Source organism: Actinopolymorpha singaporensis (assembly GCF_900104745.1).
Lineage (GTDB): Bacteria > Actinomycetota > Actinomycetes > Propionibacteriales > Actinopolymorphaceae > Actinopolymorpha > Actinopolymorpha singaporensis.
This window is the reverse complement of sequence record NZ_LT629732.1, coordinates 1,003,701-1,030,415: the sequence shown is the minus strand read 5'-3', so window position 1 is coordinate 1,030,415 and position 26,715 is coordinate 1,003,701. Positions and strand designations below refer to the sequence as shown.

28 protein-coding genes are annotated in these 26,715 nt (G+C 68.2%); 15 read left to right on the top strand and 13 right to left on the bottom strand.

Translation table 11 applies throughout. The features are described 5' to 3' along the window. Nucleotides 1-149: 149 nt before the first annotated feature. Nucleotides 150-1,292, bottom strand: coding sequence for an NAD(P)-binding domain-containing protein (locus BLU27_RS04730; RefSeq protein WP_092650893.1), 1,143 nt, complete (start codon nucleotides 1,290-1,292; stop codon nucleotides 150-152). A 1,178-nt stretch (nucleotides 1,293-2,470) separates the two neighbouring features. Between BLU27_RS04730 and BLU27_RS04725 the strand changes: the two genes are divergently transcribed. Further along, nucleotides 2,471-3,394, top strand: a complete 924-nt coding sequence (locus tag BLU27_RS04725; protein ID WP_092650891.1) for a hypothetical protein — start codon at nucleotides 2,471-2,473, stop codon at nucleotides 3,392-3,394. 18 nt (nucleotides 3,395-3,412) lie between these two features. On the opposite strand, the gene BLU27_RS04720 is transcribed toward BLU27_RS04725, so the two are convergent. Further along, nucleotides 3,413-3,976, bottom strand: coding sequence for a hypothetical protein (locus BLU27_RS04720; protein WP_092650889.1), 564 nt, complete (start codon nucleotides 3,974-3,976; stop codon nucleotides 3,413-3,415). Between the two features lie 321 nt (nucleotides 3,977-4,297). Here BLU27_RS04720 and BLU27_RS04715 point away from each other — a divergent pair, with 321 nt between their 5' ends. Beyond that, entirely contained in the window at nucleotides 4,298-5,902 is a 1,605-nt protein-coding gene (locus BLU27_RS04715) for a phospholipase D family protein (RefSeq protein ID WP_092650887.1), read from the top strand. 73 nt (nucleotides 5,903-5,975) lie between these two features. Beyond that, nucleotides 5,976-6,383 (top strand): hypothetical protein, encoded by a 408-nt coding sequence (locus BLU27_RS28780; protein WP_157728220.1) that lies wholly within the window; start codon nucleotides 5,976-5,978, stop codon nucleotides 6,381-6,383. A gap of 196 nt (nucleotides 6,384-6,579) precedes the next feature. On the opposite strand, the gene BLU27_RS04705 is transcribed toward BLU27_RS28780, so the two are convergent. The 5 genes from BLU27_RS04705 to BLU27_RS04685 all read right to left on the bottom strand — a co-directional run bounded on the left by BLU27_RS04705 (nucleotide 6,580) and on the right by BLU27_RS04685 (nucleotide 11,780). Then, nucleotides 6,580-7,047 carry a hypothetical protein gene (locus BLU27_RS04705; protein WP_157728219.1) on the bottom strand — a complete coding sequence of 156 codons (468 nt, stop codon included), beginning with the start codon at nucleotides 7,045-7,047 and terminating at the stop codon, nucleotides 6,580-6,582. 397 nt (nucleotides 7,048-7,444) lie between these two features. After that, nucleotides 7,445-7,843 carry a hypothetical protein gene (locus tag BLU27_RS04700; protein WP_092650881.1) on the bottom strand — a complete coding sequence of 133 codons (399 nt, stop codon included), beginning with the start codon at nucleotides 7,841-7,843 and terminating at the stop codon, nucleotides 7,445-7,447. Between the two features lie 307 nt (nucleotides 7,844-8,150). Beyond that, nucleotides 8,151-9,038, bottom strand: coding sequence for an FAD binding domain-containing protein (locus BLU27_RS04695; protein WP_092650879.1), 888 nt, complete (start codon nucleotides 9,036-9,038; stop codon nucleotides 8,151-8,153). Beyond that, nucleotides 9,016-11,286, bottom strand: a complete 2,271-nt coding sequence (locus BLU27_RS04690; protein ID WP_092650877.1) for a xanthine dehydrogenase family protein molybdopterin-binding subunit — start codon at nucleotides 11,284-11,286, stop codon at nucleotides 9,016-9,018. The genes BLU27_RS04695 and BLU27_RS04690 overlap by 23 nt, the downstream gene beginning before the upstream one ends. Then, a complete protein-coding gene (locus BLU27_RS04685; protein WP_092650875.1) occupies nucleotides 11,274-11,780 on the bottom strand; it encodes a (2Fe-2S)-binding protein in 507 nt (168 codons plus the stop codon). The genes BLU27_RS04690 and BLU27_RS04685 overlap by 13 nt, the downstream gene beginning before the upstream one ends. Before the next feature lie 746 nt (nucleotides 11,781-12,526). On the opposite strand from BLU27_RS04685, the gene BLU27_RS04680 reads away from it, so the two are divergent. The 5 genes from BLU27_RS04680 to BLU27_RS04665 all read left to right on the top strand — a co-directional run bounded on the left by BLU27_RS04680 (nucleotide 12,527) and on the right by BLU27_RS04665 (nucleotide 16,657). Continuing rightward, on the top strand, nucleotides 12,527-13,678 hold the full coding sequence (locus BLU27_RS04680) for a serine/threonine-protein kinase (RefSeq protein WP_092650873.1): 1,152 nt from the start codon (nucleotides 12,527-12,529) through the stop codon (nucleotides 13,676-13,678). Beyond that, nucleotides 13,675-14,331, top strand: coding sequence for a hypothetical protein (locus BLU27_RS04675; protein ID WP_092650871.1), 657 nt, complete (start codon nucleotides 13,675-13,677; stop codon nucleotides 14,329-14,331). The genes BLU27_RS04680 and BLU27_RS04675 overlap by 4 nt, the downstream gene beginning before the upstream one ends. 213 nt (nucleotides 14,332-14,544) lie before the next feature. Next, on the top strand, nucleotides 14,545-16,053 hold the full coding sequence (gene arfA / locus BLU27_RS04670; protein ID WP_092650869.1) for an arabinosylfuranosidase ArfA: 1,509 nt from the start codon (nucleotides 14,545-14,547) through the stop codon (nucleotides 16,051-16,053). Continuing rightward, nucleotides 16,023-16,163, top strand: coding sequence for a hypothetical protein (locus tag BLU27_RS30210; RefSeq protein ID WP_241827783.1), 141 nt, complete (start codon nucleotides 16,023-16,025; stop codon nucleotides 16,161-16,163). The genes arfA and BLU27_RS30210 overlap by 31 nt, the downstream gene beginning before the upstream one ends. Continuing rightward, the gene (locus tag BLU27_RS04665; RefSeq protein ID WP_241827782.1) at nucleotides 16,145-16,657 is read left to right on the top strand and encodes a carbohydrate ABC transporter permease; all 513 of its coding nucleotides are present in this window, start codon (nucleotides 16,145-16,147) and stop codon (nucleotides 16,655-16,657) included. Before BLU27_RS30210 ends, BLU27_RS04665 begins: the two co-directional genes overlap by 19 nt. 491 nt (nucleotides 16,658-17,148) lie before the next feature. On the opposite strand, the gene BLU27_RS04660 is transcribed toward BLU27_RS04665, so the two are convergent. Continuing rightward, on the bottom strand, nucleotides 17,149-17,418 hold the full coding sequence (locus tag BLU27_RS04660) for a hypothetical protein (protein WP_092650867.1): 270 nt from the start codon (nucleotides 17,416-17,418) through the stop codon (nucleotides 17,149-17,151). Nucleotides 17,419-17,449: 31 nt separating this feature from the next. Between BLU27_RS04660 and BLU27_RS04655 the strand changes: the two genes are divergently transcribed. Both BLU27_RS04655 and BLU27_RS04650 read left to right on the top strand, forming a co-directional pair. Continuing rightward, nucleotides 17,450-17,902, top strand: coding sequence for a M23 family metallopeptidase (locus tag BLU27_RS04655; protein ID WP_157728218.1), 453 nt, complete (start codon nucleotides 17,450-17,452; stop codon nucleotides 17,900-17,902). A 100-nt stretch (nucleotides 17,903-18,002) separates the two neighbouring features. Then, nucleotides 18,003-19,709: a DUF4091 domain-containing protein gene (locus BLU27_RS04650; RefSeq protein ID WP_092650863.1), complete on the top strand. Its 1,707-nt coding sequence runs from the start codon at nucleotides 18,003-18,005 to the stop codon at nucleotides 19,707-19,709. Here the strand turns inward: BLU27_RS04650 and BLU27_RS04645 are convergent. Beyond that, nucleotides 19,631-20,188 (bottom strand): dihydrofolate reductase family protein, encoded by a 558-nt coding sequence (locus tag BLU27_RS04645; RefSeq protein WP_197681875.1) that lies wholly within the window; start codon nucleotides 20,186-20,188, stop codon nucleotides 19,631-19,633. The genes BLU27_RS04650 and BLU27_RS04645 overlap by 79 nt on opposite strands. A gap of 33 nt (nucleotides 20,189-20,221) precedes the next feature. Then, the gene (locus tag BLU27_RS04640) at nucleotides 20,222-20,701 is read right to left on the bottom strand and encodes a GbsR/MarR family transcriptional regulator (protein ID WP_197681682.1); all 480 of its coding nucleotides are present in this window, start codon (nucleotides 20,699-20,701) and stop codon (nucleotides 20,222-20,224) included. Nucleotides 20,702-20,790: 89 nt separating this feature from the next. Between BLU27_RS04640 and BLU27_RS04635 the strand changes: the two genes are divergently transcribed. The 3 genes from BLU27_RS04635 (at nucleotide 20,791) to BLU27_RS30775 (ending at nucleotide 22,083) form a co-directional block, all read left to right on the top strand. After that, on the top strand, nucleotides 20,791-21,606 hold the full coding sequence (locus BLU27_RS04635; RefSeq protein ID WP_092650861.1) for a class I SAM-dependent methyltransferase: 816 nt from the start codon (nucleotides 20,791-20,793) through the stop codon (nucleotides 21,604-21,606). A 163-nt stretch (nucleotides 21,607-21,769) separates the two neighbouring features. Further along, the gene (locus tag BLU27_RS30780; protein ID WP_157728217.1) at nucleotides 21,770-21,961 is read left to right on the top strand and encodes an NPCBM/NEW2 domain-containing protein; all 192 of its coding nucleotides are present in this window, start codon (nucleotides 21,770-21,772) and stop codon (nucleotides 21,959-21,961) included. Further along, nucleotides 21,958-22,083: an NPCBM/NEW2 domain-containing protein gene (locus BLU27_RS30775; protein WP_092650857.1), complete on the top strand. Its 126-nt coding sequence runs from the start codon at nucleotides 21,958-21,960 to the stop codon at nucleotides 22,081-22,083. Before BLU27_RS30780 ends, BLU27_RS30775 begins: the two co-directional genes overlap by 4 nt. A 13-nt stretch (nucleotides 22,084-22,096) precedes the next feature. Here BLU27_RS30775 and BLU27_RS04620 read toward each other — a convergent pair whose 3' ends face one another. After that, on the bottom strand, nucleotides 22,097-23,395 hold the full coding sequence (locus BLU27_RS04620; protein WP_092650855.1) for a DUF1479 domain-containing protein: 1,299 nt from the start codon (nucleotides 23,393-23,395) through the stop codon (nucleotides 22,097-22,099). Nucleotides 23,396-23,484: 89 nt separating this feature from the next. Here BLU27_RS04620 and BLU27_RS04615 point away from each other — a divergent pair, with 89 nt between their 5' ends. Then, entirely contained in the window at nucleotides 23,485-24,645 is a 1,161-nt protein-coding gene (locus BLU27_RS04615) for an ROK family transcriptional regulator (protein ID WP_092650853.1), read from the top strand. A 223-nt stretch (nucleotides 24,646-24,868) separates the two neighbouring features. On the opposite strand, the gene brnA is transcribed toward BLU27_RS04615, so the two are convergent. Both brnA and BLU27_RS31100 read right to left on the bottom strand, forming a co-directional pair. Then, complete coding sequence (brnA, locus tag BLU27_RS04610) at nucleotides 24,869-25,105, bottom strand: type II toxin-antitoxin system BrnA family antitoxin (RefSeq protein ID WP_092650851.1); 237 nt, start codon at nucleotides 25,103-25,105, stop codon at nucleotides 24,869-24,871. Next, nucleotides 25,095-25,355, bottom strand: a complete 261-nt coding sequence (locus BLU27_RS31100) for a BrnT family toxin (protein ID WP_092650849.1) — start codon at nucleotides 25,353-25,355, stop codon at nucleotides 25,095-25,097. Before BLU27_RS31100 ends, brnA begins: the two co-directional genes overlap by 11 nt. A gap of 269 nt (nucleotides 25,356-25,624) precedes the next feature. Here BLU27_RS31100 and BLU27_RS04600 point away from each other — a divergent pair, with 269 nt between their 5' ends. Further along, a complete protein-coding gene (locus BLU27_RS04600; protein ID WP_092650847.1) occupies nucleotides 25,625-26,449 on the top strand; it encodes an alpha/beta fold hydrolase in 825 nt (274 codons plus the stop codon). The last annotated feature ends 266 nt before the right edge of the window (nucleotides 26,450-26,715 follow it).

Genomic DNA, 26,715 nt, shown 5'->3' with positions numbered 1-26,715 from the left:
GGGGTGTGCTGGGAAGCCTGCGACCCCAGGGGGTTCGGCGGGCTCTGCGGGCTGGGCCTTGACCTCGGCTACGGGCCTCGTGCCCACTCCTGCGGTGGTCATGCGTCACTGCCGCACATGCTCGGTAGGGACGTCCCATCGGTGGTCGGTCAGGCGGCGCGGTGCATCGCTTCGTCCACCGCGATGCGCGCGGATGACGGGCAGCCCTTGGTGAATCCGTAGAAGGGCCCGAAGTCGCGGGTCGAGGCGAAGCCGATCACGTGCAGCCCCGCAAGGGATGTCTCGAAGCCTTCGGTCAGGTCGGGGAAACCGTCGGTCGTCCGTACCTGGTCCGAGACGCCGCGAAGGAAGGGAACACGAGACAGATCCGCCCTGTAGCCACAGGCGAAGATCACATGATCCGCGGTGAGGGTTGATCGATCCGAGAGCCGCAGGCGCACAGCCTCGTCGACCGGTGTCACGTCCGTGACCGTGCAGTGGGGATGGCTGGTGACGACGCTCGGAGTGAGGCGTGGGACCAGCCAGGGCTCAAGGGTGAGACGGCCCACTCGCCAGAACTCGCTGACGATCCGCTGCCGTTCTTCTGCGGGGAGTCGACGCCACCATCCCCGGTGCGCCAGAGTCTGGTCGACGTACGGGTTCACGAAGGCCCAGCTGACCTTGGCGAAGTCAGGAATCGGATGTCGATGCACGATGTGCACTTGCTCGGCGCCGTGGTCACAGAGCAGCGCGGCCCATTCGTAGGCGCTTTGCCGCCCTCCGATGATGACGACGCGGGCGCCGGCAAGATTCTCGAAGTGGACAAGTTCGCTCGTGTGTGACCGGCGAGTCGGCGGGATCTCCGTGTGCCAGCACGGGAAGTGAGCGAAGGAGCCGATGCCGGGGACGGCGAGGACCTTGTCCGCGGTGATCGTCGATCCGTCGTTCAGGGTTGCGACGAACGCTCCGCCTGGTTTGGACAGGTCGTCGACCAGGCGTGCGTCGACGTCGAGCGACGTACGCCTACGGAACCACTCGGCGTAGTCGACGAAGACGGCGATCGGTATCGGGTCGAACTCCTCGGACCGTATGTTGTGGTCCTCGAAGAACGCCTCGAAGGTGTAGGTGTCGTCTGCGTCGAGGTGCCAGTCGGGACCCGAGCGCAGGTACATGTCCGCCGGCATCTGCTCGCGCCAGAAAGCCATGGGGTGGCCGACGATGTGAGTGTCGATCCCGTTGGCACGCGCGAAAGCGGCAGCCGCGTAGGCGTAGGGCCCCGCGCCGATGACCAACAGATCTGTCCGCTTCGGCATGATTCTCCCGAAGTCTGGGATGCCTCCCACGCTATCTCGCGTACCGCGTGGCCGGCCATGGTGATGGAGGGGGCCGGGCGGCGAACTCCTCTTCCTCGCCAAGGGTGTGCGCCTGACCAGGGCACATTCAGCCCGTGCACATCACCTGACGGGGATCTGCAGCCCATCCACTGTCGGATCGCACGACGCTACCGGTGTGCGGGGGTATCCGGGCCGTGGCGGACGGTGCGTGGTTGATGCCGGGCCGGAGGTCTGGCCACTCGCTTGGTCCGGGTACCCGAAGAGCGGCGGCCCTCGGCGGGCGGTTGGGGGTGGCCAGCGAGCTGCCCGCCTGCGCCGGGACAGGCTACGGACTGCCGCTCTCCCGGACCAAGCCAGGCCACCGGCCAAACCCTCCGACCCTTCTGCCACCGCTACCCGGCGCGGTGATCGCCCCGGCCACCTGCGCTGACCTCCGAAAGGCGCTCCGCTGGGTCGAAGACCTGGCGAAGGCCGCCGGGGCGATCGTCCGGCGAAGCTACAGCACTTCGGCACCACTTGCTCGTGAGCGAGGGGAACGAACTCGACCCGCGGGCGCCGTACTGGGCCGAAAAGGATTGGTTCACATGAGCAGCCGGCACCGGGAACCGGGGGAAGCCCGGCCCGTTGGTCCACAGGTGGAGGTCGCTGACCACTGACGACGGGGGTATGCCAGGAGTAGCGGCTATGAGCCAACGGGCCGGGTGCCCGAACGCTAGCGGGCCGCGGTCTGACCATGTATCGACACGCTGACACTGCTTCCGAATGTGGCCATAGCCACGATGCCAACGGCGGCCGGTCATCGGCCGGCGTACTGGCCGCTGAATGCGGGACAGGCCACGGACGCGGTCCCGGCTTGAAGGTGACCGCCCCGGCCCCCCTCATGGTCATCGACACGGGCCCTAACCCTCCCCTTGCCGGAGCCATCCGAGGACCAGCCGGGGCGATCATCAACGAAGCTAGTGGAGTTCGGAGTTAGCCGCTGATCAGCGGTCCGTTGCCCGGCAGCGCGCCCGCGGACCGCAGCAACCGCCGAACCCAGGGACATCGAGCTGCGCAGCCACCCGCGGCAACCTCGAAGGCACAGGTCGTGATGGGTCCGCTGGCCCGCTTCGCCCAGGTTTGAGAGGTATACGCGGGACGGTCTAATCTGCGGCCTCGTGCGTCTCGGCAGAAAGTCAGTCAGCATCTCGGTCGGCGACCGTGCCCTGGAAGATCTGCACGTCCGGGCGGCGACCCAGCGCGGCCGCGCCATCGCGGCGGAGTCGCGTGACTGGCTGCGGGTGAAGTCGGTGCTTCAACCCGGCGAGCGGCAGCGTGCGCGAGTCGCGGTGCGCTTCCCGCACGAGGGGAACGCCGCGGGTTTCGCCTTTGTCACCGACCAACGGGTCATCTTCGAGTCCCGCGAACGTGTGACGGCGGTGGCTCTGGCGTATGTCGTCTTCGTGGGCCGGCCGATCGGCCCCAGTCTCGGTGACTTCGTTGTGACGGTGAGGACGGCCGGCGGGCCCTCCGGCGGTGAGTTCACCACGACGATGCGGATCCGTGACCGGGAGGCGTTCCACGGCTTCTTCCCCACGCTGCTGGACGCGGCCCGGGCAGCGGGTGCGCTCCCCGAGGTCGACACGAGCTGGGGAGGTGAGGCGGTGCGAGCCCCCGTGCCAGACGAGGCCGTTTCCGCCGAACCGCTACCGGCCGAGGTGGTCGACCGTGCGCTCGCGACGTTCATGGGGGATGACGAGCGGATCGAGTTCGCCGCCGAGCTGGTATGCCGTGCCGGGGAGCCGGTCACGGTGCTGGTCACCCAGCGGCGTCTCGTGGTCGTCGAGAGCCGGCTGATCTGGGCGACACCGCTCGTCCGTACGAGGGTGGCTGCGCGAGGCGGCAGCACCCCTGAGGTGTGCCTGTTGGCCGAGGTCCTCACCGACCATCTCGTGCTCGGCGGGGGTGTCGCGTCCGTGCATTCCGGCAAGCGGCAGTTGACGCTGCGGCCGGACAGCGACCAGGACGCCTGCGTACGCCTCCACGCCTATCTGCGTGCGGGTGGCGCCGGCCAGCTCGAGGGCTGGCCGGCGGCCGAGTGACCGTCGTTGATGTGGTGCTCAGTCCTTCGGGTTGAAGAAGAAGCCGATCGCGAGTGACCAGGCAAGGTGCCACACGTACACGCCCAGCACGAGTTTCCAGCCGAGGTTGTGCGACATGAAGCCCGCGTGGAGAGCCGGGAACTGGGTCGGGATCCACCACAGGCAGCTCAGCGTTGCCAGGACCATACCCATGGCGACTCCGCGGGCGACGTTTCGCGCGGTCGTCAGCGTCTTGCCCAGCAGCGGGAAGACCACCAGCGCGTAGCCGAGTGCGAACACGAGGCCGTTGAACGTGTGGAAGATGTGCCCTTCGAACCACTGCGGCGTGGCGGCCGCTTTGGGCATGAGAATGGCGCCATTGAAGTAGGCGAAGTCCAGCTTCGGCAGGCCGATGCCGGGTAGCCAGTAGCCGATCATGTCGGCGATGTGGAGGGCCGCGAAGCCCGCTACGAGTCCGCCGATGAGCCGGTGGTTGTTGACGTACTGCGGCCAGTGAAGTCCGGCAGTCTGGTGCTGGACCACCGGCTGCGCCGGGTCGGCCACCGGTACCCGCCGGGTGGCCAGGTCCTCGCGGGTTGCCATGTGGCCTGCCCGGTACGGCTGGTGAGTCGAAATGATGGTCTCCTTCGTTGTCCCGGGGCCGGGGGGGCCCTCCCCTCGCCCGCCGGCCCCGGGTGGGGCGTTATGTCCGGTATTGGGTACTCCATCGCACTCGACTACGCAAACTCCAGCGCGGCGCGCGGCGCTGGGCGCGCCGCCGTGGTCGAGGCGGTGGCCGGACCGGCGCCCCAGTCGCTGGTGCTACCTTGCGCCGGTGACCCTCTTCTACCTGACCGGCGCGTTGCCGCGGATGAACCGGGCGCGGCTGCCTGGGCAGGCGGTCACGGAGGGTAGAGCGCGCGGATGACGGACCAGGAGTGGTTCCTCACCGCGGCTGAGCGGGGCAACCACGCCACCGAACTCGACCACCGACGCGGCGACGGGGCGGCAGCATGGTCTGGCGGGAACACGGTCACGCCGCTGGTGCACGGCGCGACCTATTTCGCCCGCCTCGTCGAGGTCGTCACTGCCACCGAAGCCGGGGACGTCATCATGTTCACCGACTGGCGTGGCGACCCCGACGAGCGTCTCGACGAGCCGGGCGCCGAGGTGTCGCGCGTGCTGTGTGAAGCCGCCGGCCGCGGTGTGATCGTCAAGGGGCTCATCTGGCGTTCGCACTGGGACCGGTTGGCGTTCAGCGCGGAGCAGAACCGGCATTTGGGCGAGGACATCAATGCCGCGGGCGGTGAGTGCATCCGCGACATGCGGGTGCGTCCTGGCGGGTCTCATCATCAGAAGTTCGTCGTCGTCCGGCACGCCCGACACCCCGAGCGGGACGTGGCATTCGCCGGCGGTATCGACCTGTGCCACAGCCGGCGCGACACCAGCGAACACCACGGCGACCCGCAGCGGCAGCCGATGAGCGATGTCTATGGCCCCCATCCACCGTGGCACGACATTCAACTGGAGATCCGTGGGCCGGCGGTAGGGGATCTCGAGTTCAGTTTTCGGGAACGCTGGAACGACCCAACACCGGTCAGTCTCAACCCCGCCTACCGGGTGGCCGACGTACTACGGCGCGACGATGACGACCCGTCCACCCTTCCCGCGCAGCCGTCCGACCCGTCACCGGTGGGCACCCATCTCGTGCAGGTGCTGCGCACCTATCCGTCGCGGCGTCCCCGCTACCCGTTCGCTCCGGACGGGGAACGCAGCATCGCCCGCGCCTACCGCAAGGTCCTCGCCCGCGCGCACCGGCTCGTCTACGTCGAAGACCAGTACCTGTGGTCGGATGACGTGGCCTCCTGCTTCGCCGACGCGCTCGCCGCCAACTCCGACCTGTTACTTGTCGCGGTGATCCCTCACCACCCCGACCAGGACGGTCGGCTGAGCCTCCCGATGAACCTGGTCGGACGCCGGCAAGCGCTCGACCTACTCAACGCAGCCGCTCCCGGCCGCGTCGGCGTGTACGGGATCGAGAACCACCACAGCAACCCCGTATACGTCCACGCCAAAGTGTGCGTGATCGACGACGTGTGGGCCTCGGTCGGCTCCGACAACTTCAACCGCCGTTCCTGGACGCACGACTCCGAGCTGTCGTGCGCGGTGATCGACCAGGTCCGCGACATTCGGGAACCGCGCGTTGTGGATCGTCACGGTGACGGCGCCCGCGTCTTCGCCCGAAACCTTCGCCTGGAACTCGCCCGCGAACACCTCGACCGCGACCCCGGTGACGATGCTGACCTGGTCGATCCCGGGTCACTGTTCACCGCCTTCGCCGAAGCAGCGCAGCGGCTGCAGCACTGGCACGACAGCGAACGCACCGGTTTGCGGCCACCCGGCCGGCTGCGGCCCTACCAGCTGCCGCGGCTTTCACCCTCGACCATGAGGTGGGCCGGCCTGGCGTACCGCACCGTCGCCGATCCCGACGGCCGCCCGCGGCACCTGCGCCGGACACACACGTTCTGACTGCGCACGTACCTCGCTCGCCGTCAGCCAGGGCTGGTTGGCAGGGCACCTGCTCAGGCAGGACCATGGCTAGGTGGGACGCAAGAAGAAGGCTGAACGGCGTGTGACCTTCGCCGAAGTAGTGGAGGCTGTCGTGGCCGCCGATCCGGGACCGCCTGCGGAATGGGTTTCTTTCCCCTCTGCGCTTGAGGGCGGTGAATACACCGACGAGCAAGGAGTGCGGTGGCGTCTTCGTCGCGGCGAGGTCAGGGTCTCCAGGGTCGAACACCTGATGCGCGACCCCGATGTCCGTGTCCTCCACGCGCTGGGACCGGAAGTTCGTGACGTCCCGGTGGAGGAGCGAGAGGCATTCCTGGTCACGATCCGTCCGTACCTCAAAGGCGTGAAGCGCCCATCGTCCGGCGACTTCACCGACTACTTCCTCGGCGAGTTCAAGGACGACAGTCACCGCTCGCTCCTCGTCGTCGAAGAACGGTGCTGACAGCGCAGGGCCCCCCGGCGTGACCACAACGAACCGCGAGACCTGATCACTAGGTCCGTCAGGCCGGGCCCCAGGGACACCGTGATCCCAGGGCCCACTGGCCCATGCGCGGTACTCATCGACGCTCGTAAGGCGGTCTGTCAGAAGTAGTCGTCGGGCGCGCGCCACGGGAGCTTGGAGCCGTGTCGAGACGGATTCAGTTCGACCGCAGCCAGGACTTCATGTGGTCCCACAGGGACCAGGACGCTCGAGGATCGTCGGGTTCGTCGGCAGCGACTGCTCGTAGGTATTCGCGTAGGTCGGCGATGTCGGGGTGAGGCATGCCAGGTCGGTGGATGCGGTAGCACTCACGGATCCGGGTACGCAGTTCTTCCTCGTGCGGTACTTCCGACGCCAGTCCAAACCGTTCGGCGTAGTGCCTGCCATCGCCGCCCTCCAGCCGAAGGGGCCTCGCCAGTCCGTCATAGCCGCCGTGCCATTCGACGTAGTGCATGAAATCGACATCGAACTCCGACGGATCCTCGCCGACAACCACGTCGCCGTCGTCGAAGAAGACCACCACAGGACCTACGACCCTTCCATGCTGAGCGTCGTGATCAGTCATAGGTGTACCGGTAGCTGCGGCCCCGTGGATCTTCGCGACCGTAACCCGCGTCTTCCTCACACATGTCGCCTCGCAGATCAGGGTGAAGGTCCGTCCACGCGGGCGCGCCAGGGACGGGAACCAGAATCTCCCATAGGTAACCGCAGAGAGCGGGTTCTGTCTGAGCAGGTTGGAGATGGCACGTTGCCGTAGGCCGTTCCGGTTCGTCTTCATACCTGAGGCGCGTCTGCGCTTCTCCTGGCAGGATCCTGGCGAGTCCGCGCGGAGTGGACGGCCAACCGAGCCTTTCGGTAGCCACGACGTAGTTCATGCCACGCATGCCTCCTAGCCTGGCCTCCTCGCCCCCGGACTTCCAGGCGATTCCTTGTCCTTGCGTAGCTCGCACCGACCCCGCTGCATCCGAGCAGCCCCACCGAACGGTGCGCCGACAGCTCGCATCGAGTGGCCGCCGGGGACTCTACGCCTTTGGCGGATGCTCCCCGTGCAAGCGCCGGTCCAGCCAGGCCGGCCACCGGGGCCAGCGGTGCGCCCACTCCCACTCCCGCTCACGCCGCAGGTAGTCGCTGGCGAACGCGACGGGATCGGTGATCGGTTCGGGTGTGCGCATCCGTCGTTGGTGGTCACGTAGGCGCGCCCGCAGGTCTGCTTCATCGCGTTCGCCCGTGACGGTCAGCACGACTCGTTCTGCCGTGGTGGTGGCGTTGACGATGCCGCCGGTCTCGGTGAACAGGGCTACGTACTCACCCTCTTCGACGTCGATAGCCTCCATGTAGCCGGTCGCGTGTTCCAGCGACCGGAAGACCAGGGCGTCGTGGTCCCGGTCGAAGACGAACACCGCGCGCACCTCGTCGGCCATGCGCCCATCATGCGGGCTGGTCAACAACCACGTCAGCAGACGCCAGCCGAACAGGCACCGGACGCCTCCGCGCGGCCATGCCCTGCGGGCCGGCACCAAGGCGTCGTCCTCGGGCTCAAGTCGCCTTCCCGGCAAGGTGCCACAGGAACAGGCCGAAGACGATCGCGACCACGCCCCCCACGTGCGTGAGCATGTGTGAAACCCGCCCCACGGACCCGCAGAACCGGTACGACCGGCGCTTACCCTGCCTACCTATGGCAGGTCGCGGCGCAGCATCTGTGCCGAGGCGGGCCCCGTGCTCGGGCTGTCAGACGGCCTCGGAGATGACGTCCTTGGCGCGGCGGACCAGTGCCTGGGCGAGCTCGATCTTGTACGCCGACCCAGGCAGTGGCGTGGCGTCGCCGAAGCCGACCGCATCGCCGTCGGGCGACTCGACCAGCCACGGCACCGGGGCTACCCCGGCGAGTGCGACCCGCACAGCCTCATCGGACCGGACCGCCGCGACGCCGACCAGGGCGAACGCGTACCGCTTGCGGTCCATCGCCTTCAGGTAGGTACTGGCATCGGGCCGCGGCACGTCGATCTCCAGGATCAGCTCGCCCGGTTCCAACGCGGTGACAGCCCGGTCGTCGTCGGTGGGGAGCCGGTACAGGTCGGCGATGGGCAGTTCCCGCCGTGACGTACGCACCGTCGCCTCCAGCGCGAGCAGCGCCGCGGCCGGGTCGGAGGGGTGCGCCGAGGCGCAGCGGCTGTTGCCGAACACCGCGTGTTCGTCGCTGCGTCCGTCGCGGGCCAGGCACTTCTCGCCGCCTGCCAGCCAGCAGTCGTGTCCGAGTCGCCAGTACCAGCAGCGGGTCGCCTGCAGGAGGTTGCCCGCGATGGTGCCCATGTTGCGGACCTGCGGCGACGCCGACAGTCGGCATGCCTCCCGAAGGGCATCGGGCAGGCCGGTCGAGGCGTCGGCGTGTTCCAGCTCCGCGAGCGTCGTACCCGCACCGATCCGCACCCCGCCGTCGTACGGGGTGATCTCGCGTGGCAGCACGGCGCGGACGTCGACGAGGGTGTCGGCCGCGAGCAGCCCGTCGCGCAGCAGCGGGACAACCTCGGTACCGCCGGCCAGGGCCACCGAACCGGTGCCGAGCCCAGCCTCGCTGGACTCGGCGTCGGCGAGGCTAGACAGTCGCCGGAGCTTCATGGCGTTCCTTCGCTGCTTGTCGGTCGGCCGCGTCGCGGAGGGCGCGCAGCATCTCCTCGCGGTCGAGGGGGAGTTCGTGGACGTCGGCGCCGGTCGCGTCGCGGATGGCGTTGGCGATCGCTGCCGCGACCGGGATGATCGGTGGTTCGCCGAGTCCCTTGGCGCCGAGGCTGGTGAGGTTGGGGTCGGGTACGTCGACGAGCTCGGTGATGATCTCGGGTACGTCGGCGATCGTGGGCATGCGGTAGGCGTCCAGCGTCTGGGTGAGGATCTGCCCGGTGGTCGGATCGAGCAGGCGTTCCTCGGACAGGGTGTGGCCGATGCCCTGGATGACGCCGCCCTCGAGCTGGCTGGAGGCGCCGAGCGGGTTGATGACGCGGCCGACGTCGTGGATCGCGGCGAGGCGTTCGACCCGTACCTCGCCGGTCTCGACGTCCACCGCCACCTCGGCGACCTGGACGCCGAAGGTGTGCACGCCCATGCCGGTGGGGTTCGGGCCACGCGCGCCCTTGCCGAGGATCTGGGCGTTGCCGAGCAGCCCGAGGACCTCGCCGACCGGCCAGGACTCGCCGTCGGCGGCCTCGATGCGGCCGCCGCGCAGCGTCAGCTGGTCGGGGTCGCGTTCGTAGCGTTGGGCGGCGATGTCGAGGATCTGCCGGCGGGCGTCGCCCGCGGCGGCGCGGATCGCGGGACCCATCGACGGGGTAGTGGAGGAGCCGGCCGCGGCGACGGCGTACGGCCCTCGGTCGGTGTTGCCGAGGACGAGGTCGACGCTGCCCAGCGGCAGGCCCAGCTCCTCGGCGGCGATCTGGGACATGGCGGTGCGGGTGCCGGTGCCGATGTCCTGCATCGCTGTGACGACTGTGGCGCGGGCATCGGAGCCGACCCGCACCCACGCATAGGCGGGCGGTCCGCCGCCGCCGTACCAGATCTGGGACGCCATGCCGACGCCTCGCCGCCACGGCCCTTCACTACGGGCACGGACGTCGTGGCGTCGGGCCCAGTGCTTGTCGGCGCGGGCGTAGCACTCCATGAGGTTGTTGGAGGAGTACGCGGTGCCGGTGGCCGGGTCGGCTGGGGAGAAGTTGCGGCGACGGATCTCGAGCGGGTCCATCTCCAGCTTCACCGCGAGCTCGTCGACCAGGCACTCCAGGCCGAAGGTGCCCTCGACGAACCCGGGTGCGCGGAAGGCCGCCATCGGCGGGGTGTTGAGGCGGGCGGCGTACTCGACGGTCCGGACGTTGGGGCAGGCGTACAGGCCCTGCATCGGTCCGGCGGTGGAGGCCATCCAGCCGTCCCAGCCGAGGGCGGCGACGAACTCCCCGCCAAGCGCGACGATCGTGCCGTCGCGGCGGGCGGCGATGGTGAGGCGTTGGATGGTGGCGTTGCGGTTGCCGGCGGCGAGGTTCTCCTCCCGGCGGGTCAGCGCACAGCGGACGGGTCGCCCGGTGCGCTTGGCGAGTTCGGCGGCGATGAAGGTGTAGTGGCCGGGGTCGTTCTTGGCGCCGAAGCCGCCGCCCATGTATTCGCAGATCACCCGAACCTTGTCCGCCGGCATGCCGAGCGCCTGGGAGACGCCGTTGCGGACGCCCCAGATGTCCTGGGTGGAGGTGTGGACGACCAGGGTGTCGCCTTCCCACGTACACACCGACTGGTGGGTCTCGAGGGAGTTGTGGAGGACGACCTGGGTGCGGTACTCCGACTCGATCACGACGGCGGCCTCGGCCAGAGCCGCATCGAAGTCGCCGCGCTCGTAGTGGCGGGGCTCGGAAGTCAGCTGGCCGCGGCGTACGGCCTCGTCAGGGTCGAGGACGGGTTCCAGGACTTCCCAGTCGACGTCGATGAGCGTGAGGGCGGCGCGGGCCTGGCCCTCACTGTCGGCGGCGATCGCGGCGACGGGTGCGCCGTGGTAGCCGGCGAGGGCCTGGACCTCGGGGGCGTCGCCGGGGCCGATCGCGCCGCGCACGCCTGGCGCCTGCAGGGCGCGGGACAGGTCGATGTGGCGGACGCGGGCGTGGGCGTACGGCGAGCGCAGGACGGCGGCGGCCAGCATCCCCGGCAGGCGGACGTCGGCAGTGTAGGTGGCCTCGCCGCGGGCGCGGGCGTGGCCGGACTTGCGGGTGGCGGGGCGGCCCACGACGTCGAGCGGGCCGGACGGCCACTGGTCGAGGGAGTCCTCGTCGACGACCAGCCAGATGGTCTCGAAGCGTCCTTCGACTTCCTTCTCGGTCCTGATCAGGCGCGCCATGTCAGGATCGCCTCCTCGATCTTCGGATAGGCACCGCAGCGGCAGATGTTGCCCGCCATCGCGTGCCGGATCTCCTCGCGGCTGGGCTGCGGATTGCCGGCGACGAGGGCGGTCGCGGACACGATCTGCCCGGGCGTGCAGAAGCCGCACTGGAGTGCGTCGCAGCGGACGAACGCGTCGACCATCGCGTGTTCGCGCAGCCCCTCTATGGTGGTGACCTCGGCGCCGTCGACGGTGTGGGCGAGGGTGATACAGGACAGCGTGGGTTTGCCGTCGACCTGCACGGTACAGGCGCCGCAGTGTCCTTCGCCGCACGCGACCTTGGTGCCAGTGAAGCCCAGGTCGTTGCGGAGGAGTTCGGCGAGGGTACGTCCGACCGGTGCGGCGACCTCGTAGCGCTGGCCGTTGAGGGTGAGCCGGATGGTGTCGGCACCCGGTGCGTCGTTCGGGTCCGGTGCGGCGCCATTCGAGTGCGGCGCGACCTCGGCCGTCATGACCGGGCCCTCGGCCGCGAAGGAACTCCTCGTTCGGTCCTCATCAACCGTCCCTTCATCCGCAGCTGGTCCGGGTCGCCGCGCGCACACCGGAAGGCCGCCATTGTCCCGGATATCGTGCGACCCGCAGCGGGTTGTGTCCAGCGCAGGTCGCCTGGCCACGGCGGAGCCCTCGGACAGCAGCCCCCGGACAGCAGCCCCCGGAACGGGCTGGCTGGAACGGAACGGAGGTAGCCAGTAGCCCAGCGCCGTCGCCTGGTCCGGAGAGGATGCGGCAGAAGTCGAGGGCGTCGAGGGTGATGAGTTCGCCGTCGGTTCCCCAGCGGCCGCCGGCGGGACCTGTGAGTTCGAGGGTCCAGGGCCGGCCGTGGCGGTCGGCCCAGTCGCGCGCGATGTCGTCGAGGATTCGGCCGTCGTGCTCGGGATGGGTCGCGGGTGAGGAGGACGTCGACGAGGTAGCCGAAGGTCCACCTCTCCAGTCGGCCGCCGACGAACTGGGCTTCGGGCATGGTTCGGCCGAGCAGGAGGCTCGGCAGGAGTATCGCCTGGTCGACGGGGGGGGGGGTCAACGGCCTTCTGGAACCCAAACCCACGGTGGCCGCCGGCGGCCAAGATCAAGAGGCGGTTAGGGGGATGGCTCGCCAGATTGGGGTAGGTGAGACGGGCGGCCTGCCCCGCCCGCATGGCCGCGGCGCACGGAGCCTGCGTGGGGTGTGCGGGAGAGGAACCAGGTGAGCAATCCGGCTATGAGGCGATCGGCCGTCCTCGGGGGCCGCTACGTGTTGCGTTCACTGATCGGTCAGGGCGGCACCGCGGAGGTGTATTGCGCGTGTGATCGGGTCCTGGAGCGCGAAGTGGCGGTCAAGCTGCTGCGGCAAGCCTCGGTGGAGGAACGCGACCGGGCGCGGTTCGCCGACGAGGCCCGCCTGCTGGGCAGGCTGAGTCATCCGGGACTGGTGACGGTTCTCGACGCCGCGACCAGCGACGAGGAGCCGTACCTCGTGATGGAGCTGGTCCACGGGCCCAGTCTCGCCGACTGTTGCCGGGGGGTGGCGCTTGCGACGACGCGGGTGGCGGCGATCGGCGCGCAACTGGCAGAAGCTCTTCGCTATGCCCATGACAACGGAATCGTCCACCGCGACGTCAAGCCGGCCAATGTGCTGCTGGCCGAGGATGACCGCGCACTGCTCACCGACTTCGGAATCGCCCGGTTGCTGTCGGCCTCCACTGGCCACACCGCGACGGGGACCGCCGTGGGAACCGCCGCCTACATCGCGCCCGAGCAGGTACGTGGCGAGCCGGTCTCTCCGGCGACCGACGTCTACTCGCTCGGTCTGGTGTTGTTGGAGGCGCTGACCGGCGAGCGCGCGTACGACGGCTCGCCCGCCGAAGCGGCACTTGCCCGCCTGACGACACCACCTCCGATGCCGTCGACACTGCCTGCCGGCTGGCGCGACCTTCTTCTGGCCATGACCGCCCTGGACCCTGCCGACCGTCCAACCACCGTGGAGGCGGTGGACAGCCTGCGTCGACTCGCCGCCGAGACGGAGCCCGCGAAGCCTGGTTTCACGGGGCGAACCGACGTCGGAGAGTCTCCTGCGACCCGCTCGACGGCCGGCTCGCTGCCAGGCAGTGCGGTGGTGACGGCCGCCGCCGGACAACTACGGACAACGGGGCTGGGTGCCGTTTCCCGGCCGGCGGGCCTTGCACGGAGGGCCGGCCTTGCCTGGAGATGGGCAACGGCTGCGGTGCTGGCGCTCGTCCTCGTGCTCGGTGTGACCCTCTGGAGCAACACCCTCAGTGGCCGTCCCCCGCAGCGAGACACTCCGGCCGGTGTACCGGACCGAGTACAGAAGCCCCTGCAGGACCTGCACGACGCTGTGGAGGGAGACCGATGAGCCTCGTACGTCCTTGGAGACGGCACGGTCTACGCCTCGCCGGGCTGGGGCTGTCACTGCTGCTGGCCACCGGCTGCGGCGGCGCGGGCGCGCCTGCTGAGACCGTGCCCGAGCTGGACGCCATCCTCGGCAGAGTCGACCGTGCGCTCGCCGCCAGGCAGTTCGACCAGGCGCGCACGGAACTCGACCGTTTGGTGCAGGTGACGATCGCGGCCCACGAGGCCGGCGAGCTCGACAGCGCGCAGACCGAGCCCATCCTGGCCGCGGTGACCAGCCTCACCGCCAGGTTCCCCCGCTTGCAGCCGACAGACGACAAGGCGCGCGAAGAGTTGAAGAAGGAACGCGAGGAACTGGCGAAGGAACTGGCGGAAGAGAAGAAGAAGCTCGCAGAGCAGACCCAGGAACAACTGGCCCTGGAGCAGCGGCGGCAGGAACAACAGACGCAGGACCAACGACGACAGCAGCAGTCGCGTGAGCAGGAGCAGCAGACCCAGCCGGGCCAGACCACGGGAGAGAAGACCACCCGAGGGAACGACAGGCAGAACAGCAATGGGAGCAACCACGGAAGTAACAACGGGAAGAAGAAGGGGAAGAACCCGGGAGCTGGAAAGGGAAACGATCGCGGCTCTGCTTCCGGCCACAGAGGCTGGTGATCGGCGACGCGACGATATCTGTCCGGACGAGGTTCGTCCGGAGTGGACCTGAGGAACCCCCCGGCCGTCGCAACCCCGACGTCGAGAGCGACCACGAAACCGGGGAGAGGGCTGGCCAGTATTGCCGCCGCCGAGTCATTGACAGCACATTTGGGCTGTAGCACACTTCCGGCACCGCGATTACATCGTTGAATTTTTATTCAGGAGTCGCCGGTGCCTGTGACCTCCACGATCGATCCGGCCTTCTCCGTCGGACTGGTCAATCCCTGGCTGTTCGGTACCTTCGTCGAGCACCTCGGCCGGTGTGTCTACACCGGCATCTACGAGCCCACGCACCCCTCGGCCGACGAGGACGGTTTCCGCGGCGACGTCGCCGCGCTCGTTCGTGAACTCGGCGCGACCGTCGTCCGCTACCCGGGCGGCAACTTCGTGTCCAACTACCGCTGGGAGGACGGCGTGGGGCCGCGCGCGTCGCGACCTCGAGTATTCGACCTCGCCTGGCGTTCCATCGAGACCAACCAGGTAGGCACCGACGACTTCCTCGCCTGGTGTACCCGCGTCGGGCTGGAACCGATGCTCGCAGTCAACCTCGGCAACCGCGGCCTGGCCGAGGCGGTCGACTACCTCGAGTACGTCAACGGCGCCCCCGGCACGCGGTACGCCGATCAGCGTGTGGGCAACGGACATGTCAAGCCGTGGGGCGTACGGCTGTGGTGTCTGGGCAACGAGATGGACGGCCCGTGGCAGATCGGCCACAAGACGCCGGTGGAGTACGCCCGGCTCGCGCAGGAGGTCGCGCACGCGTACAAGACCTTCGACCCTGATCTGCAACTGGTCGCATGCGGCTCCTCGAACCCGGCGATGCCGACCTTCGGCGACTGGGAGCGCATCGTTCTCGAGCACTGCTTCGACGACGTCGACCTGATCTCGGCACACGTGTACTACGAGCCGATCGGCGGCGACGACGTGTCCTTCCTGGCGGTCTCGGCGCACATGGACCGCTACATCCGCGACGTGGTCTCGACCGCGGACCACGTGGCAGCCAAACGGCACTCGCAGAAGCGGATCAACATCTCCTTCGACGAGTGGAACGTCTGGTTCGCAGCCCGGCACGCCGAGAAGGAGGTGGAGCAGACCGCCGAGGTGACCGAGGCACCCGCGCTGATCCAGGACGTCTACACCGCGCTCGACGCGGTCGTGGTCGGATCCTTGCTGATCACCCTGCTCCGCCACACGGACCGGGTCGGGGTGGCCTGCCAGGCGCAACTGGTGAACGCGATCGCGCCGATTCTGACGGTGCCGGGCGGAGCCGCGTGGCGGCAGACGATCTTCCATCCGTTCGCTCTGACCGCCAAGTACGCCCGAGGCACCGTCCTGATGCTCGGCGGTGACCATGGGCAGGTCGACACTCCTGCCCATGGTGCGGTCGAGCAGGTGTGGGCAGTCGCGACGCACGATGCGCAGTCCGGTGAGCTGGCGATCTTCGCCGCCAACCGGTCGCTGGCCGACCCCGCCTCCTGGACCGTACGGCTGGGCGCGTTCGGCGAGCTCCGCCTGGTCGAGCACCTCGTCGTCGGCGACGAGGACCACAGTGCCGTCAATTCCGAGGATTTCCCCGACCGGGTCGTTCCCAAGGCCGGCGTCTCCGCACTCGCTGGTGACCAGTTGTCCGTCACGCTCCCGCCGGCATCGTGGCACTGCATTCGACTCGCCAGCCGCTGATCTTCGTGCTGCCGTTGCTGTGGATGGTGCTCACCACGTTCAAGACCGAGTCCGACGCCCGCTCGATCCCGATCCGGGTCATGCCCAGTGAATGGACCCTGCGGGCTTAATCGCCACGCTCTTCGTCCCCGGCTTCATCTTCTTCATGCCGAACTACCTCACGATGAGCAGGCTCGGCTGGCTGGACAGCTACTGGGCACTGGTGGTGCCGGGTGCGGCCGGCGCGTTCGGCGTCTTCTTCCTCCGCCAGTTCTTCCTGTCGATCCCTCGCGAGTTGGAGGAGAGCGCACTTATCGACGGTGCGAACTCGTGGACGATCTTCACCCGGATCGTGCTGCCGCTCTCCAAGCCCGGGCTGGTGACGCTTTCGGTACTGAGCTTCCTCGGCGCGTGGAACGACTTCGTCTGGCCGGTGTTCGTGCTCTTCAGCCCGAACAAGATGACACTGACACCCGGCCTCGCCACCCTCCAGGGGGCGTGCACCACCGACTATCCCGTGGTGATGGCCGGGGCGACCGTGGCGGCCGTCCCGGTGTTGATCCTGTACGTCGTCGTGCAGCGCTACGTGATCGAGGGCGTCGCCAACAGCGGGCTGAAGGGCTGAGCACCCAGACAGCACGGCGACGCTGATGGTCGCAGCCGCGCCCTGACCGTGGTCGTTGACGCTTGTCAACGATCGCTTGACGAGCACCAACGGTCCGCCGCCGGCCGTCGTAGTCGGTCGACCACCGAAGGTGGGTACTGGCCGAGTTCGGAACCCAACCGTCCAAGACCTGAAATTTTCGGCCAAGATGCGCTTCACACGACCGTCGCGGGGGCGTGTTCCCCCATCCGCGCAGCCGAAATGACGAGGTGACGGCGTGAAAGATCACGGTAATGCTCCGTGCAGGGGCCTGTTCGACGGGGATGCACGCACCGAGTTCGGCCGATGACCCGGCGGAGACCGGCTCCCACCCACAGGGGCAAGCGGAAGGTACTGCTTGCCGCGACCACGGGGGCAGCCGTCGCACTCGCGGCCGTCGGTGTCCTTACCTACTCGTACGTGTTCGCGTCCGTCGAGCCGCAGGCGAAGGTGCTGTACGAGCCGACCCCGAGTCAGAGAGTCGTCACCCACCGCCCGAGCCGGAGCGGAGTGCGTGTGCCGCTGCCGACGGCTACCGAGATGGCAATGGCGAGCACGCCGACACAAACGCCCACGCCCACGCCCACTCGCACGGCCACGCCCACACCGAAGCCGACGAAGACCGCCACGCCCAGGCCGAAACCCAAGCCGGCGCCGAGGCCGAAGGCAGTGCCCAAGCCCCAGCCCAGGCCCGAACCGAAACCGAAGCCGACACCGAAACCCAAGCCGACGGCCGTCCCCACCCGACTGCCGGATGGTCGACCGAACTTCCTGTTGCCCTTCAGGTGCGGGCAACGCTGGCGCGCCACGACCTACGCGGGACACAACCCCGAGCAGGGCAAGATCGACTGGTTCTTCGAGGACGGGACCACGCGAGGCCAGGACGTGCTTGCGTCCGCGCCGGGCGTCGTCGCCCACATCTCGCCGGGCTCCGGCCTGATCGAACTCGACCACGGTGGCGGCTGGTACTCGGTCTACATCCACATGCCCACGTTCACTGTCGGCGAAGGCCAGAAGGTCGCACAGGGCCAGAAGATCGGTGAGGTCGGCTCGGTCAACACCGGAGTGGCCCACCTGCACTACGAGCAGGTCTACGACGAGAACGGCGACGGCCGTGGATCGACGCCGTCCGAGATCCAGATCCCGCTGATCATCCAAGGCGCGAAGTACGCGCTCACCGAGTCGACGGATGACGTGGTGGTCACAAGCAAGAACAACTGCGGCTGAGATCACACTGCCTCGTCACTGCGGCCGCTGGCTACGATGTGGCGCACCAGCGCGACATGCATCTGCGCGCTGTGCCAGAGGCGAGGGAGCGTCAACCAGTATGAGCACGGCATCGACCGGTTGGTCATTCGTGACCACCGACTCGCTGGAGAAGGTCTACACCGATGGTGATCCGCGTCCGCTCGACCGGTCCATCCCGCAGAGCCTCTTCCTTCGTGAGACCGGGTCCGTACAGGTGGCGTTCAGGCCGCCGCTCGACGGACGCTCTCCGGATCTCCGGCCGATCGTCTTCGAACTGGCGGGAGACGCGAGCCGGTTCGCGACCCTGCACACGGTCGAACTGGTCCCGTGCACCACCATGGCCTATCCCGGACTCCACGACGATCGGTACGACCGGGAGGCGCCGGGCCTGTATCCGGACCTGCTCCGACCGGCTGTGGACGGCGAGGTCATGCCGCTGTTCGGTTGGTGGCGCGCAGTCTGGATCGACCTGCGAGTGGACGACGCGGCGGATGCCGGGATTCACGAAGTGTCGATCACGGCACGGACCGCCGACGGTGATCGTCTCTTCGAGGACACGGTCGAGTTCGAGGTGTTCCCGTACGAACTCCCGCCGCTCGACATCGTCAACACGCACTGGTTCCACTGCGACGGACTGGCGCACTACTACGACGTGCCGGTCTTCAGCGAAGAGCACTGGAACGCCATCGATAACTTTCTCGGCCGTGCTGCCGAGATGGGTGCGACGTCGGTACTCACGCCGGTGTGGACCCCGCCGCTGGACACCGCCCGTGGTACCACGAGAACACCTGTCCAGCTTCTCGACATCAGCTTTTCGGCCGGTCGCTATTCGTTCGGCTTCGACAAGCTCGGTCGCTGGCTGGACCTGTGCCGCAAGCACGGGTTGGCCCAGGTCGAGATCGCGCACTTCTTCACCCAGTGGGGGGCCGAGGCGACCCCGGCGATCTACGTCGAGGAAAACGGCGAGACCGTGCACAAGTTCGGCTGGCATGTCGGCGCCACGGATCCGGCATACCGCGAGCTCCTCGAGCAGCTCGTGCCGGAGCTTCGGAAGTTCCTGGCCTCGCAGTGGTCCGGCGACGTCATCTACCACGTCTCCGACGAACCGCACGGCAAGAAGGCGCTCGCCACCTACGAAGCGGCGCGTGCGGTGATCGCCGACCTGCTCCCCGGCTGCACCATCGTCGATGCCCTCAGCGACTTCGCCTTCTACCAGAACGGCGTGGTGCCGATTCCGGTGGTGGCCACCAATGCGATCGGGCCCTTCCTGGACGCGAAGATCGACGATCTGTGGGTTTACTACTGCGTCTCCCAGCAGCGGGATGTCGCCAACCGCTTCATCGGCCTGCCGTCGCTTCGTAATCGCGTCCTCGGGCACCAGCTGTTCGCGTTCGACGTGGCGGGCTTCCTGCACTGGGGGTTCAACTTCTACAACTCGGTCGGTTCGCGTTCACACGTCGACCCGTTCCAGGACACCTGCGCCGGAGGCGGGTTCCCGGCCGGCGACCCCTTCATCGTCTATCCGGGGCCGAAGGGTCAGCCGCTGGACTCGATCAGGTTCAAGGTGTTCGCAGCGGCCATGCAGGACCATCGGGCGATGCAGGCACTGCGGGACGTCGCGGGCAAGGATGCGGTGATGCGCCTCATCGACACCGACGGCAGCGGAGGGAGCCTCAGGTTCGACGCGTTCAGCTACGACCCGAATCACTACCGGCGTACGCGCGAACAGATCAACCGGCTGGTCGCGGCCGCCTGGGCAGACGCGGGCGCCGCATCATCGTCCTGACCCGCTCCCTGCCCGCAGAGCATCAGGCCGGTGCGTAACGCGAGAACGTGATCCCGGAGCGGAGGGCCCTCGAGTCCAGCAGCCTCAGCGCCGGCAGCGCGAACCCGTCCGGGAACAGCCGCCGGCCGCGGCCCCTGGACGACCGGGTAGACGAACACCCGGTACTCGTCGACCATGCCGGCCTCGATCAGGGTGTGGCAGAGGGTGATGCTTCCGGTGACCACGATGTCCGCGCCTGGCTTCGCCTTCAGTGCGCGAACCTCCTCGACCGGGTCGCCGGACAGGATCGTCGTGTTCTGCCACTGGGGATCGGCCATCGTCGTGGAGATCACGCACTTCTGAACGCGGTTGAGGTAGTCCGCGACGCCCGTCGGGTCGTCGGCCTGCTGGGGCCAGTACCCGCGCAGGTCCTCGAACGTCTGGCGCCCCACAAGGAACGCGTCTGCGCGGCTGTCCTGGCGGTGTAGTTCCTGGAGCAGGTCCGAGTTGTCGACGGCGCCGCCACCCCTCGGCTACCCGGCCTCGCGTTCGGCTGCCTGGAGCCGCCGCCACTTGGCCATCGAGTGCGTGATCTCCTCGCGCAGGAACGCGAAGAACCTGCTCGTCTCGTCCATTCGCCGGCCGGCGGGGGAGTCCGGACCCAGGATCGCGACGCCCTCGTCGGCGCCGGCCTGCACCCGGACCAAAACTGGGTCGGACTGGCTGATGTAGTGGCTCCAGGTGTGCTCGTGGATGCGGCAGAAGTCGTGGCGGCTACCGGGGTCGCGCCCGCGTTTGACCAGCCGTACCTGCACCAGATACTTGACCGCCCCCGAGATCGCCGAGGCGCCGACGCTCAACTGCTCGGCGAGCTCGGCGGCCGACAGCTTGCCGGAGTCGGCGACCATCAGCGCGGCGTACACACGCGCGGCCATCCTGGGCATGCCGGATTCGACCATGATCTGCGCGAACCGTTCCCGGAAGGCGGCGACGGCGCCCTCGTCCGCTCCCACCAGCGGCCCCCTTCCTTGTCGTGGCCCCGACAGAATCCGACCTTGTCGCAGACTTCACGAATTTCGTGAAACAAGAGTAGCGTCGACGTGTGAGCGACACCGAACTCGTCGGAGTGCAGAAGACCCTCAGCCCCATCCTCAGGGCCAAGGCACTGGACAACCGCCTGCCGGACCCGATTCTCGGTGACAGGTACGCCGAGCAGGCGATGCGGGGGATCGACCCCGACTACGACAAGCGCAGATTCGGCACCAGCCAGCTGGGTCTGGCCGCCGTCGTGCGCGCCAAAGCCCACGACGACTGGGCCCGAACCTTCCTTTCCGATCACCCCGATGCGGTGGTGCTGCACCTTGGCTGCGGCCTCGACGCCCGGGTGTACCGGGTCGACCCACCCGCCACCGTCGAGTGGTACGACCTGGACTACCCCTCCATCATCGAACTACGGAAACGACTCCTGCCGCCGCGTGACCACTACAACCTGATCGGCTCCAGCGTCACCGACCTGGCCTGGCTGGACCGCATCCCCCGCGGCCGGCCGGTGCTGATGATCGCCGAGGGCCTGGTGCCCTACCTGACCGAGGCCGAGGTGCGGCAACTGCTGACCGGCGTCGTCGATGCGTTCCCCGCCGGCCAGATCCAGCTCGACCTGGTGACGGTCTGGGCGTGGCGAACCTCGAAGTGGGATCCCACGCTGCGCAAGTACGGCGTCCGGTTCCACTGCGGCTTCGACGACCCGGCCGCACTGGCCCACTGGCACCCGCGGCTGGAGTACGTCGACGATGCGCCGATGAACGACTCGCCGGTGCTGATGGCCAAGGCGCCCGCGAACGTACGCCGGATGTACCGCGTCCTCAACCTGCTGCCCGGCATGAAGCGGTCCGTCCGCATCGTGCGGTTCCGGTTCTGAAGCGCCGACAGTTCCGGCGTTCGGCAAGCCCATATGCAGAACGGCAACTGCTTCGGGACAGTGGGCCTGGACTGGGTACTGGCCTTCAGCGGGCGGCGGACGGTTGCCCGCGACACGGAAGTGGGCGGTAACCCCTTGCGCCTTGCCGGTATCACCTATGCCTATGCCTATGGGTCTTGGGCTGGACGCGCCGGGGGAGGTGACGTACAGCCTCGGCAAGAGGTGTGCGCGGTTGACGGCGAACGTAGGCGTCGATGATCACGTCAAGGGCTACACCACTGGCGCGACGGTGCGCTTCCAGGCGTACGCCGACGGGCAGAAGGTTTTCGATTCCGGCGTCCTTCGGCCGGGATGACGGTCGACGTTGACGTGCCGTTGTCCGGTGTCGACACGCTTTCGCTCCGGATGGGCGACGGTGGGGACGGGAGCTACGGCGACCGTGGCGACTGGGCCGATGCCCAGGTCACCTGCGGCTGACGCAGCCCGAGGATCAGCGCACGCCCTGGTCGAGGCCGAGCCCGCGCCGGCCCGTGTGGTTGAGATCGTCAGGTGAGAAGCGGTTGGCCCAGGTGCGTTCGTAGTGCTCGTCCGGGAAGTCGCTCGGGCTCGAACCGGTGAAGAACGCGTCGCGCACCTGGGCGGCGTACTCCTCGTTGCGTGGGCACCACGGCGCGGCGGGGATGTAGATGACGTTGCCCCAGCCCTGCTGGTCGGTGACCGGCGCGACGCTGTGGATCATGTCGCAGTGCCACCACACGGAGTCGCCGGCCTTGACATCCGGGATGCCGGTGAGAGCGTCGATCAGGAGCGGGTGCCACTTCTCACTGACAGGAAAGACCTGGTTGACAGTGACGCCGCACATGTCGTCGTCGGGCACGTCCGGCAGGAGTGGCCGCAGCATCAGGTACGCCATCGCGCCGGTGATCGGGACGGTGTGGAGTACGCCCTGGTCGTGGTCCATGTCGGACAGGGCGGTCCAGCCCTGGAAGGTGCGGAACGCCGAGCACATCGTGCTGCCCGGGTACTGCTTGCCCACCGTTCGGTGAGCCGCCTGCCAGGGGTCGTACTGCTCCACGGTCCCGTCGAACAGATGAGCAAAGGCCTTCTGGCTGGACCGCGTCATCCACAGGTCGAGGGTGCCGGGATCGAGATGCGCGCCGAGCCCGCCCGAGTTGGTGCCCGGCGGCCGGCGTCGGATCCGGTCGGGATAGAGGGAGTCGCGGTCCGGGTCGAACCACTGGACACCGTCAGCGGCGTACGTCCACTGACGGTTGAGGAATGCCTGCACCCGGGCCATGCGGTCGCTCTGGCGGGCCTGCATCTGGGCCGGGGACCAGTAGATGGGGTAGATCTCGGGCTTGGAGCCGACGCTGCCGAAGAAGTCGTCCCCCGGTCCGCGGTAGTCGGCGAAGAAGTCGTTGCTCTCGACGTACTCGACGATTTCGCGGTCCCAGGCCAGCGCCTGGTCACGTTCGAAGTGCCCACGTACGACCAGGCACCCACGCCGGCGTAGCTGGGCCACCTGCTCGGCCGAGACTGTCCCGGCGGCGATGTCGGCGTAGTCGATGACAGGCCAGATCGGCTCGCCGTTCCTGCGGGCGGCGGTGGTCTGTTCGACCTCGGCGCGGATGCCGTCCTCGACGACCTTGAAGACCTGCTCGACGGTACGACCGGACGCGGCGATGCGGGCACGCAGCGCGGCCTTGATCTCGCGGATCGCCGCCGGCAGGTCGTCCGGCGTCTGGTCCCAGTACGGCAGCGGGGGCAGGGTGACAGGGCTCGCCGACATGGCAACTCCTTCTGGTCACGGCTCCTTACTTGAACGGGACTCTAGGCGTACGCAGCTTTCCAGGCAAGGCTCCTGTCTAGAATGGCCCCGTGGATCCCGCCAAGCCTTCCCAGGAGTTGCTGCGCGGCCTGACCGACGAGCATGTGCTGTCGGCTCTGATGCGACGGCGCCGGATGACGCGTGCCGAGTTGGCCGCCGAGACCGGTCTGTCGAAGCCGACCACGGGTGAGAGTGTGCGGCGGCTCGTGGAGCTGGGGCTCGTGGTGGACACCGGCGAGCGGAGCGCGGGCGGACGTGGCCGCGGCCGGGTCGGTTCGTACTACGCACTCGCCGCCGACATCGGCACTGCCCTGGCAGTCTGCATCGCGCCGGAAGGGATCGTGGCAGAGTGCGTCGACGCCTACGGCGAAACCCAGGTGCGGGCCGAGGAGAAGATCGACAGGCCGGCCCGCCCGGAGGCCGTGGCCACAGCGGTGGTTGCCGCGACGGAACGGGCCCGTGATCGCGCCGACGGGCCGTTCCGGCTCGCGGTCGTCAGCGCGGCCGGCCCGGTGGATCGTTCCACAGCCCGCTTGATCCGTTTCCCGGACGAGCCGTTCCTGATCGGCGAGCTCGATCCGGCGGAGATTCTCGGGCCGTACGTCAGTGGGCCGGTCCTCGTCGACAACGACGTGAACTGGGCGGCGCGCGCCGAACGCGACCACCACGATGGCCCGCAGTCACGGGACTTCGCCTACGTCTTCCTCGGCGAGGGACTTGGTTGCGCGATCGTCAGCGACGGGCGGGTCATGAAGGGTCACACCGGGATGGCGGGCGAGATCTCCCATGTCGTCACCGTCGGAACAGAGGGTCGTGCTACCCAGCTGATCGACGTCTTCGAGCAACTCGACCTGCGCCAACCCGGCTCGACGGCAATCGACGTCGACCGGCTGGTGGCCGCCGTCACCGACGACCAGGGTGGCGCTTCAGTACGCCGAACGCTCGGGCAGGCCCTCGGCGGAACCCTCGTGGCCATCGCCGCCCTGGCCGATCCCGAAACCGTCATCGTCGGCGGCCCGTGGGGAACCCATCCGGCCGTGCTCGAGACGATCAACTCCGCGGTCGGCAACCTGCCCCGGCGTCTCGAGATCCGCGCCGCGCAGCTCACGGTCGAGCCTTCCCTGACCGGCGCGCGCGCGGAAGCTCTCACCCGCCTGCGCAAGGCAGTCGTCGCCGCTGCCAGGAACAGCGCTGATCGCGCGCGGCTTTGAGATGGACAAGGGTGATGTGCCCCGACACGACGGTGGGTGCGGCCAGGCGACGGTGAGCCCGTTCGACAGTGATCGCAGGACCGGCGCAGCCGCCGTCGCGGCGCGTCACGCCAAGTCGAGCGACCTCGTGTCACGCGTTCGATTCATCCTCGGCTGAGCAACTGCGGCCGGCTGCAGCGGTTCAAGGTAGCCCGGCCGGGGTCGTGACCTACTCCGTGAGGGGTTACGCGGCGGCCGGGCCGTGGTGTTCGAGGCGTTCAGCAATCCATACCTTGATGATCGATTGGCGGGTGACGCCTAGTCGCCTCGCCTCACGGTCAAGCGATTCGATCATCCATACCGGGAAGTCCACATTCACCCGACGCTGCTCGAGGCCAGGTCGCCGTGCCGCCGCAACGTCGAGGGAAGACGAGACATCTTCTCCCTCGTCGAAGCGCCGATCGAATTCGTCAGCTCTCATAGAGTCCTACCTCCTCCTGCCGGGAACGACGTACCGAGATGATCCTGGTTGTGTCGCCTCGATATGTGATCACTGCCGACCAATGCTTGTCTCCGATTCGGCCGATCAACAACCAACGAGCTTCGTCCACGGTCCGGGCTGGGACTCCGATCCGCCCGGGGTCGTCCCAAAGTGCCTGCGCTTGGATGAAGTCGATCCCATGTTTGTCCCGGTTCGCCACGCTCTTGGCTGGCTCGAAGTCGAAGTCCATCAATAGTATACCTCCACGGTATGATAATCATACCCTCAAAGGGCAGGCTCCCGTCGTAGCCGAGTCGCACGAACGTTCAGCCCCAGGGGGTTCCGGGCTTGGCCGACGGCTTGCCGGCACCGTGTAGCCCAAGCAGAGGCCGCGCCGAACCCTGTGGTTGAGGTCGGCCGAGAGAAACGGTTGGGCACACGGAGTCGCCGGGGTCTTCGGTGCGGGCCGTGTCAGGTCCGTGTCAGGTCGACGTCAGGCCGGGCGCGGAAGATGGCTGCATGCCAACCAACAGCACGTCCTCGACCAATTCGCAGTGGACCGGCATGGTGCCGGTCGACGACACGGCCTTGGCTGTCACCGACTCCGGGGGCCCCGGTATCCCCGTGGTCTACCTCAACGGCCAGTTCGCGACCCAGGGGTACTGGCGGCGGGTCCTAGCCGAGCTGGGGACGGGGTGGCGGCACATCACCTACGACGAGCGGGCTCGCGGCAGGAAGTCGAAGCGTTCGGCGGACTACTCCTTCGAGGCCGCCGTCCGCGATGTCGATGCCGTCCTCGCGGCGAGGGACGTGGAGCGGGCGCTGGTCGTGGGCTGGTCCTACGGTGCGGTCGTGGCGGCGCACTGGGCAAGCCGCAATCCCGACCGCGCCTCGGGTGCGGTCCTGGTCGACGGCGCGTTCCCGTACGACTGGCTCGACGAGGCCATGGAGCAGCGAATCCGGAAGCTGTTCCGGCGGATGGGCTGGTTCACGCCGCTGCTGCGCCCGACGGGCCTCACCCCGCGGATGACGGCAGAACAGCAGGCTGACAGCAACATCGAGCTCGGCAAGCTCTCCCGAGAGCGCGAGCTGGGTCCTGTGCTGGACAACATCGCCGTCCCGGCCCGGTATGTGCTTGCTTCCGGTACGTCGTTCGGAAGCAAGGGCGATGAGCAGGAACGCATCCGCGCCGGCCTCGACGGGGTGGTCGAGCGAAACCCCAACATCCGGATCAGCGCGAAGGTCCCCAGCAACCACGGCGCCGTCCTGCGCAAGGACTTCGCGGCCATCGCCGAAGCCGTACGCGAGGTCGCCGCCTTTTCGCGCGCGAACCCGAACGACTGAGCGCATCCGGCAGACACAGTCTGCGTAGCTTCAAGGAGAATTTGTCATGGAACTGACTATCGGGGCCGTCATACTCCTGGTGGGAATCCTGATCGGCCGTTTCCTGCCTGGCTGGGGCCGCCCGCGGCGGAGCACCCTGGAGGAGGTCAAACCCCTGTGTGGGTGCGGGCATGCGTCTTCGTTCCACGAGGAGAGAGGCAGGTGTCACGCACTCGTAGAGGTAGCACGATGGGATCAGGGAAAGTGGGCAGGAATCGAGTCCGTTC

Excerpts from the sequence above, each read along its gene's own strand:
- BLU27_RS04730 (WP_092650893.1), bottom strand. The coding sequence starts at position 1,292 with ATGCCGAAGCGGACAGATCTGTTGGTCATCGGCGCGGGGCCCTACGCC.
- BLU27_RS04720 (WP_092650889.1), bottom strand. The coding sequence starts at position 3,976 with ATGGCAACCCGCGAGGACCTGGCCACCCGGCGGGTACCGGTGGCCGAC.
- BLU27_RS04715 (WP_092650887.1), top strand. The coding sequence starts at position 4,298 with ATGACGGACCAGGAGTGGTTCCTCACCGCGGCTGAGCGGGGCAACCAC.
- BLU27_RS04700 (WP_092650881.1), bottom strand. The coding sequence starts at position 7,843 with ATGGCCGACGAGGTGCGCGCGGTGTTCGTCTTCGACCGGGACCACGAC.
- BLU27_RS04695 (WP_092650879.1), bottom strand. The coding sequence starts at position 9,038 with ATGAAGCTCCGGCGACTGTCTAGCCTCGCCGACGCCGAGTCCAGCGAG.
- BLU27_RS04690 (WP_092650877.1), bottom strand. The coding sequence starts at position 11,286 with ATGGCGCGCCTGATCAGGACCGAGAAGGAAGTCGAAGGACGCTTCGAG.
- BLU27_RS04685 (WP_092650875.1), bottom strand. The coding sequence starts at position 11,780 with ATGACGGCCGAGGTCGCGCCGCACTCGAATGGCGCCGCACCGGACCCG.
- BLU27_RS04680 (WP_092650873.1), top strand. The coding sequence starts at position 12,527 with ATGAGGCGATCGGCCGTCCTCGGGGGCCGCTACGTGTTGCGTTCACTG.
- BLU27_RS04675 (WP_092650871.1), top strand. The coding sequence starts at position 13,675 with ATGAGCCTCGTACGTCCTTGGAGACGGCACGGTCTACGCCTCGCCGGG.
- BLU27_RS04665 (WP_241827782.1), top strand. The coding sequence starts at position 16,145 with ATGGACCCTGCGGGCTTAATCGCCACGCTCTTCGTCCCCGGCTTCATC.
- BLU27_RS04650 (WP_092650863.1), top strand. The coding sequence starts at position 18,003 with ATGAGCACGGCATCGACCGGTTGGTCATTCGTGACCACCGACTCGCTG.
- BLU27_RS30780 (WP_157728217.1), top strand. The coding sequence starts at position 21,770 with ATGCCTATGGGTCTTGGGCTGGACGCGCCGGGGGAGGTGACGTACAGC.
- BLU27_RS30775 (WP_092650857.1), top strand. The coding sequence starts at position 21,958 with ATGACGGTCGACGTTGACGTGCCGTTGTCCGGTGTCGACACGCTTTCG.
- BLU27_RS04620 (WP_092650855.1), bottom strand. The coding sequence starts at position 23,395 with ATGTCGGCGAGCCCTGTCACCCTGCCCCCGCTGCCGTACTGGGACCAG.
- brnA (WP_092650851.1), bottom strand. The coding sequence starts at position 25,105 with ATGAGAGCTGACGAATTCGATCGGCGCTTCGACGAGGGAGAAGATGTC.
- BLU27_RS31100 (WP_092650849.1), bottom strand. The coding sequence starts at position 25,355 with ATGGACTTCGACTTCGAGCCAGCCAAGAGCGTGGCGAACCGGGACAAA.
- BLU27_RS04600 (WP_092650847.1), top strand. The coding sequence starts at position 25,625 with ATGCCAACCAACAGCACGTCCTCGACCAATTCGCAGTGGACCGGCATG.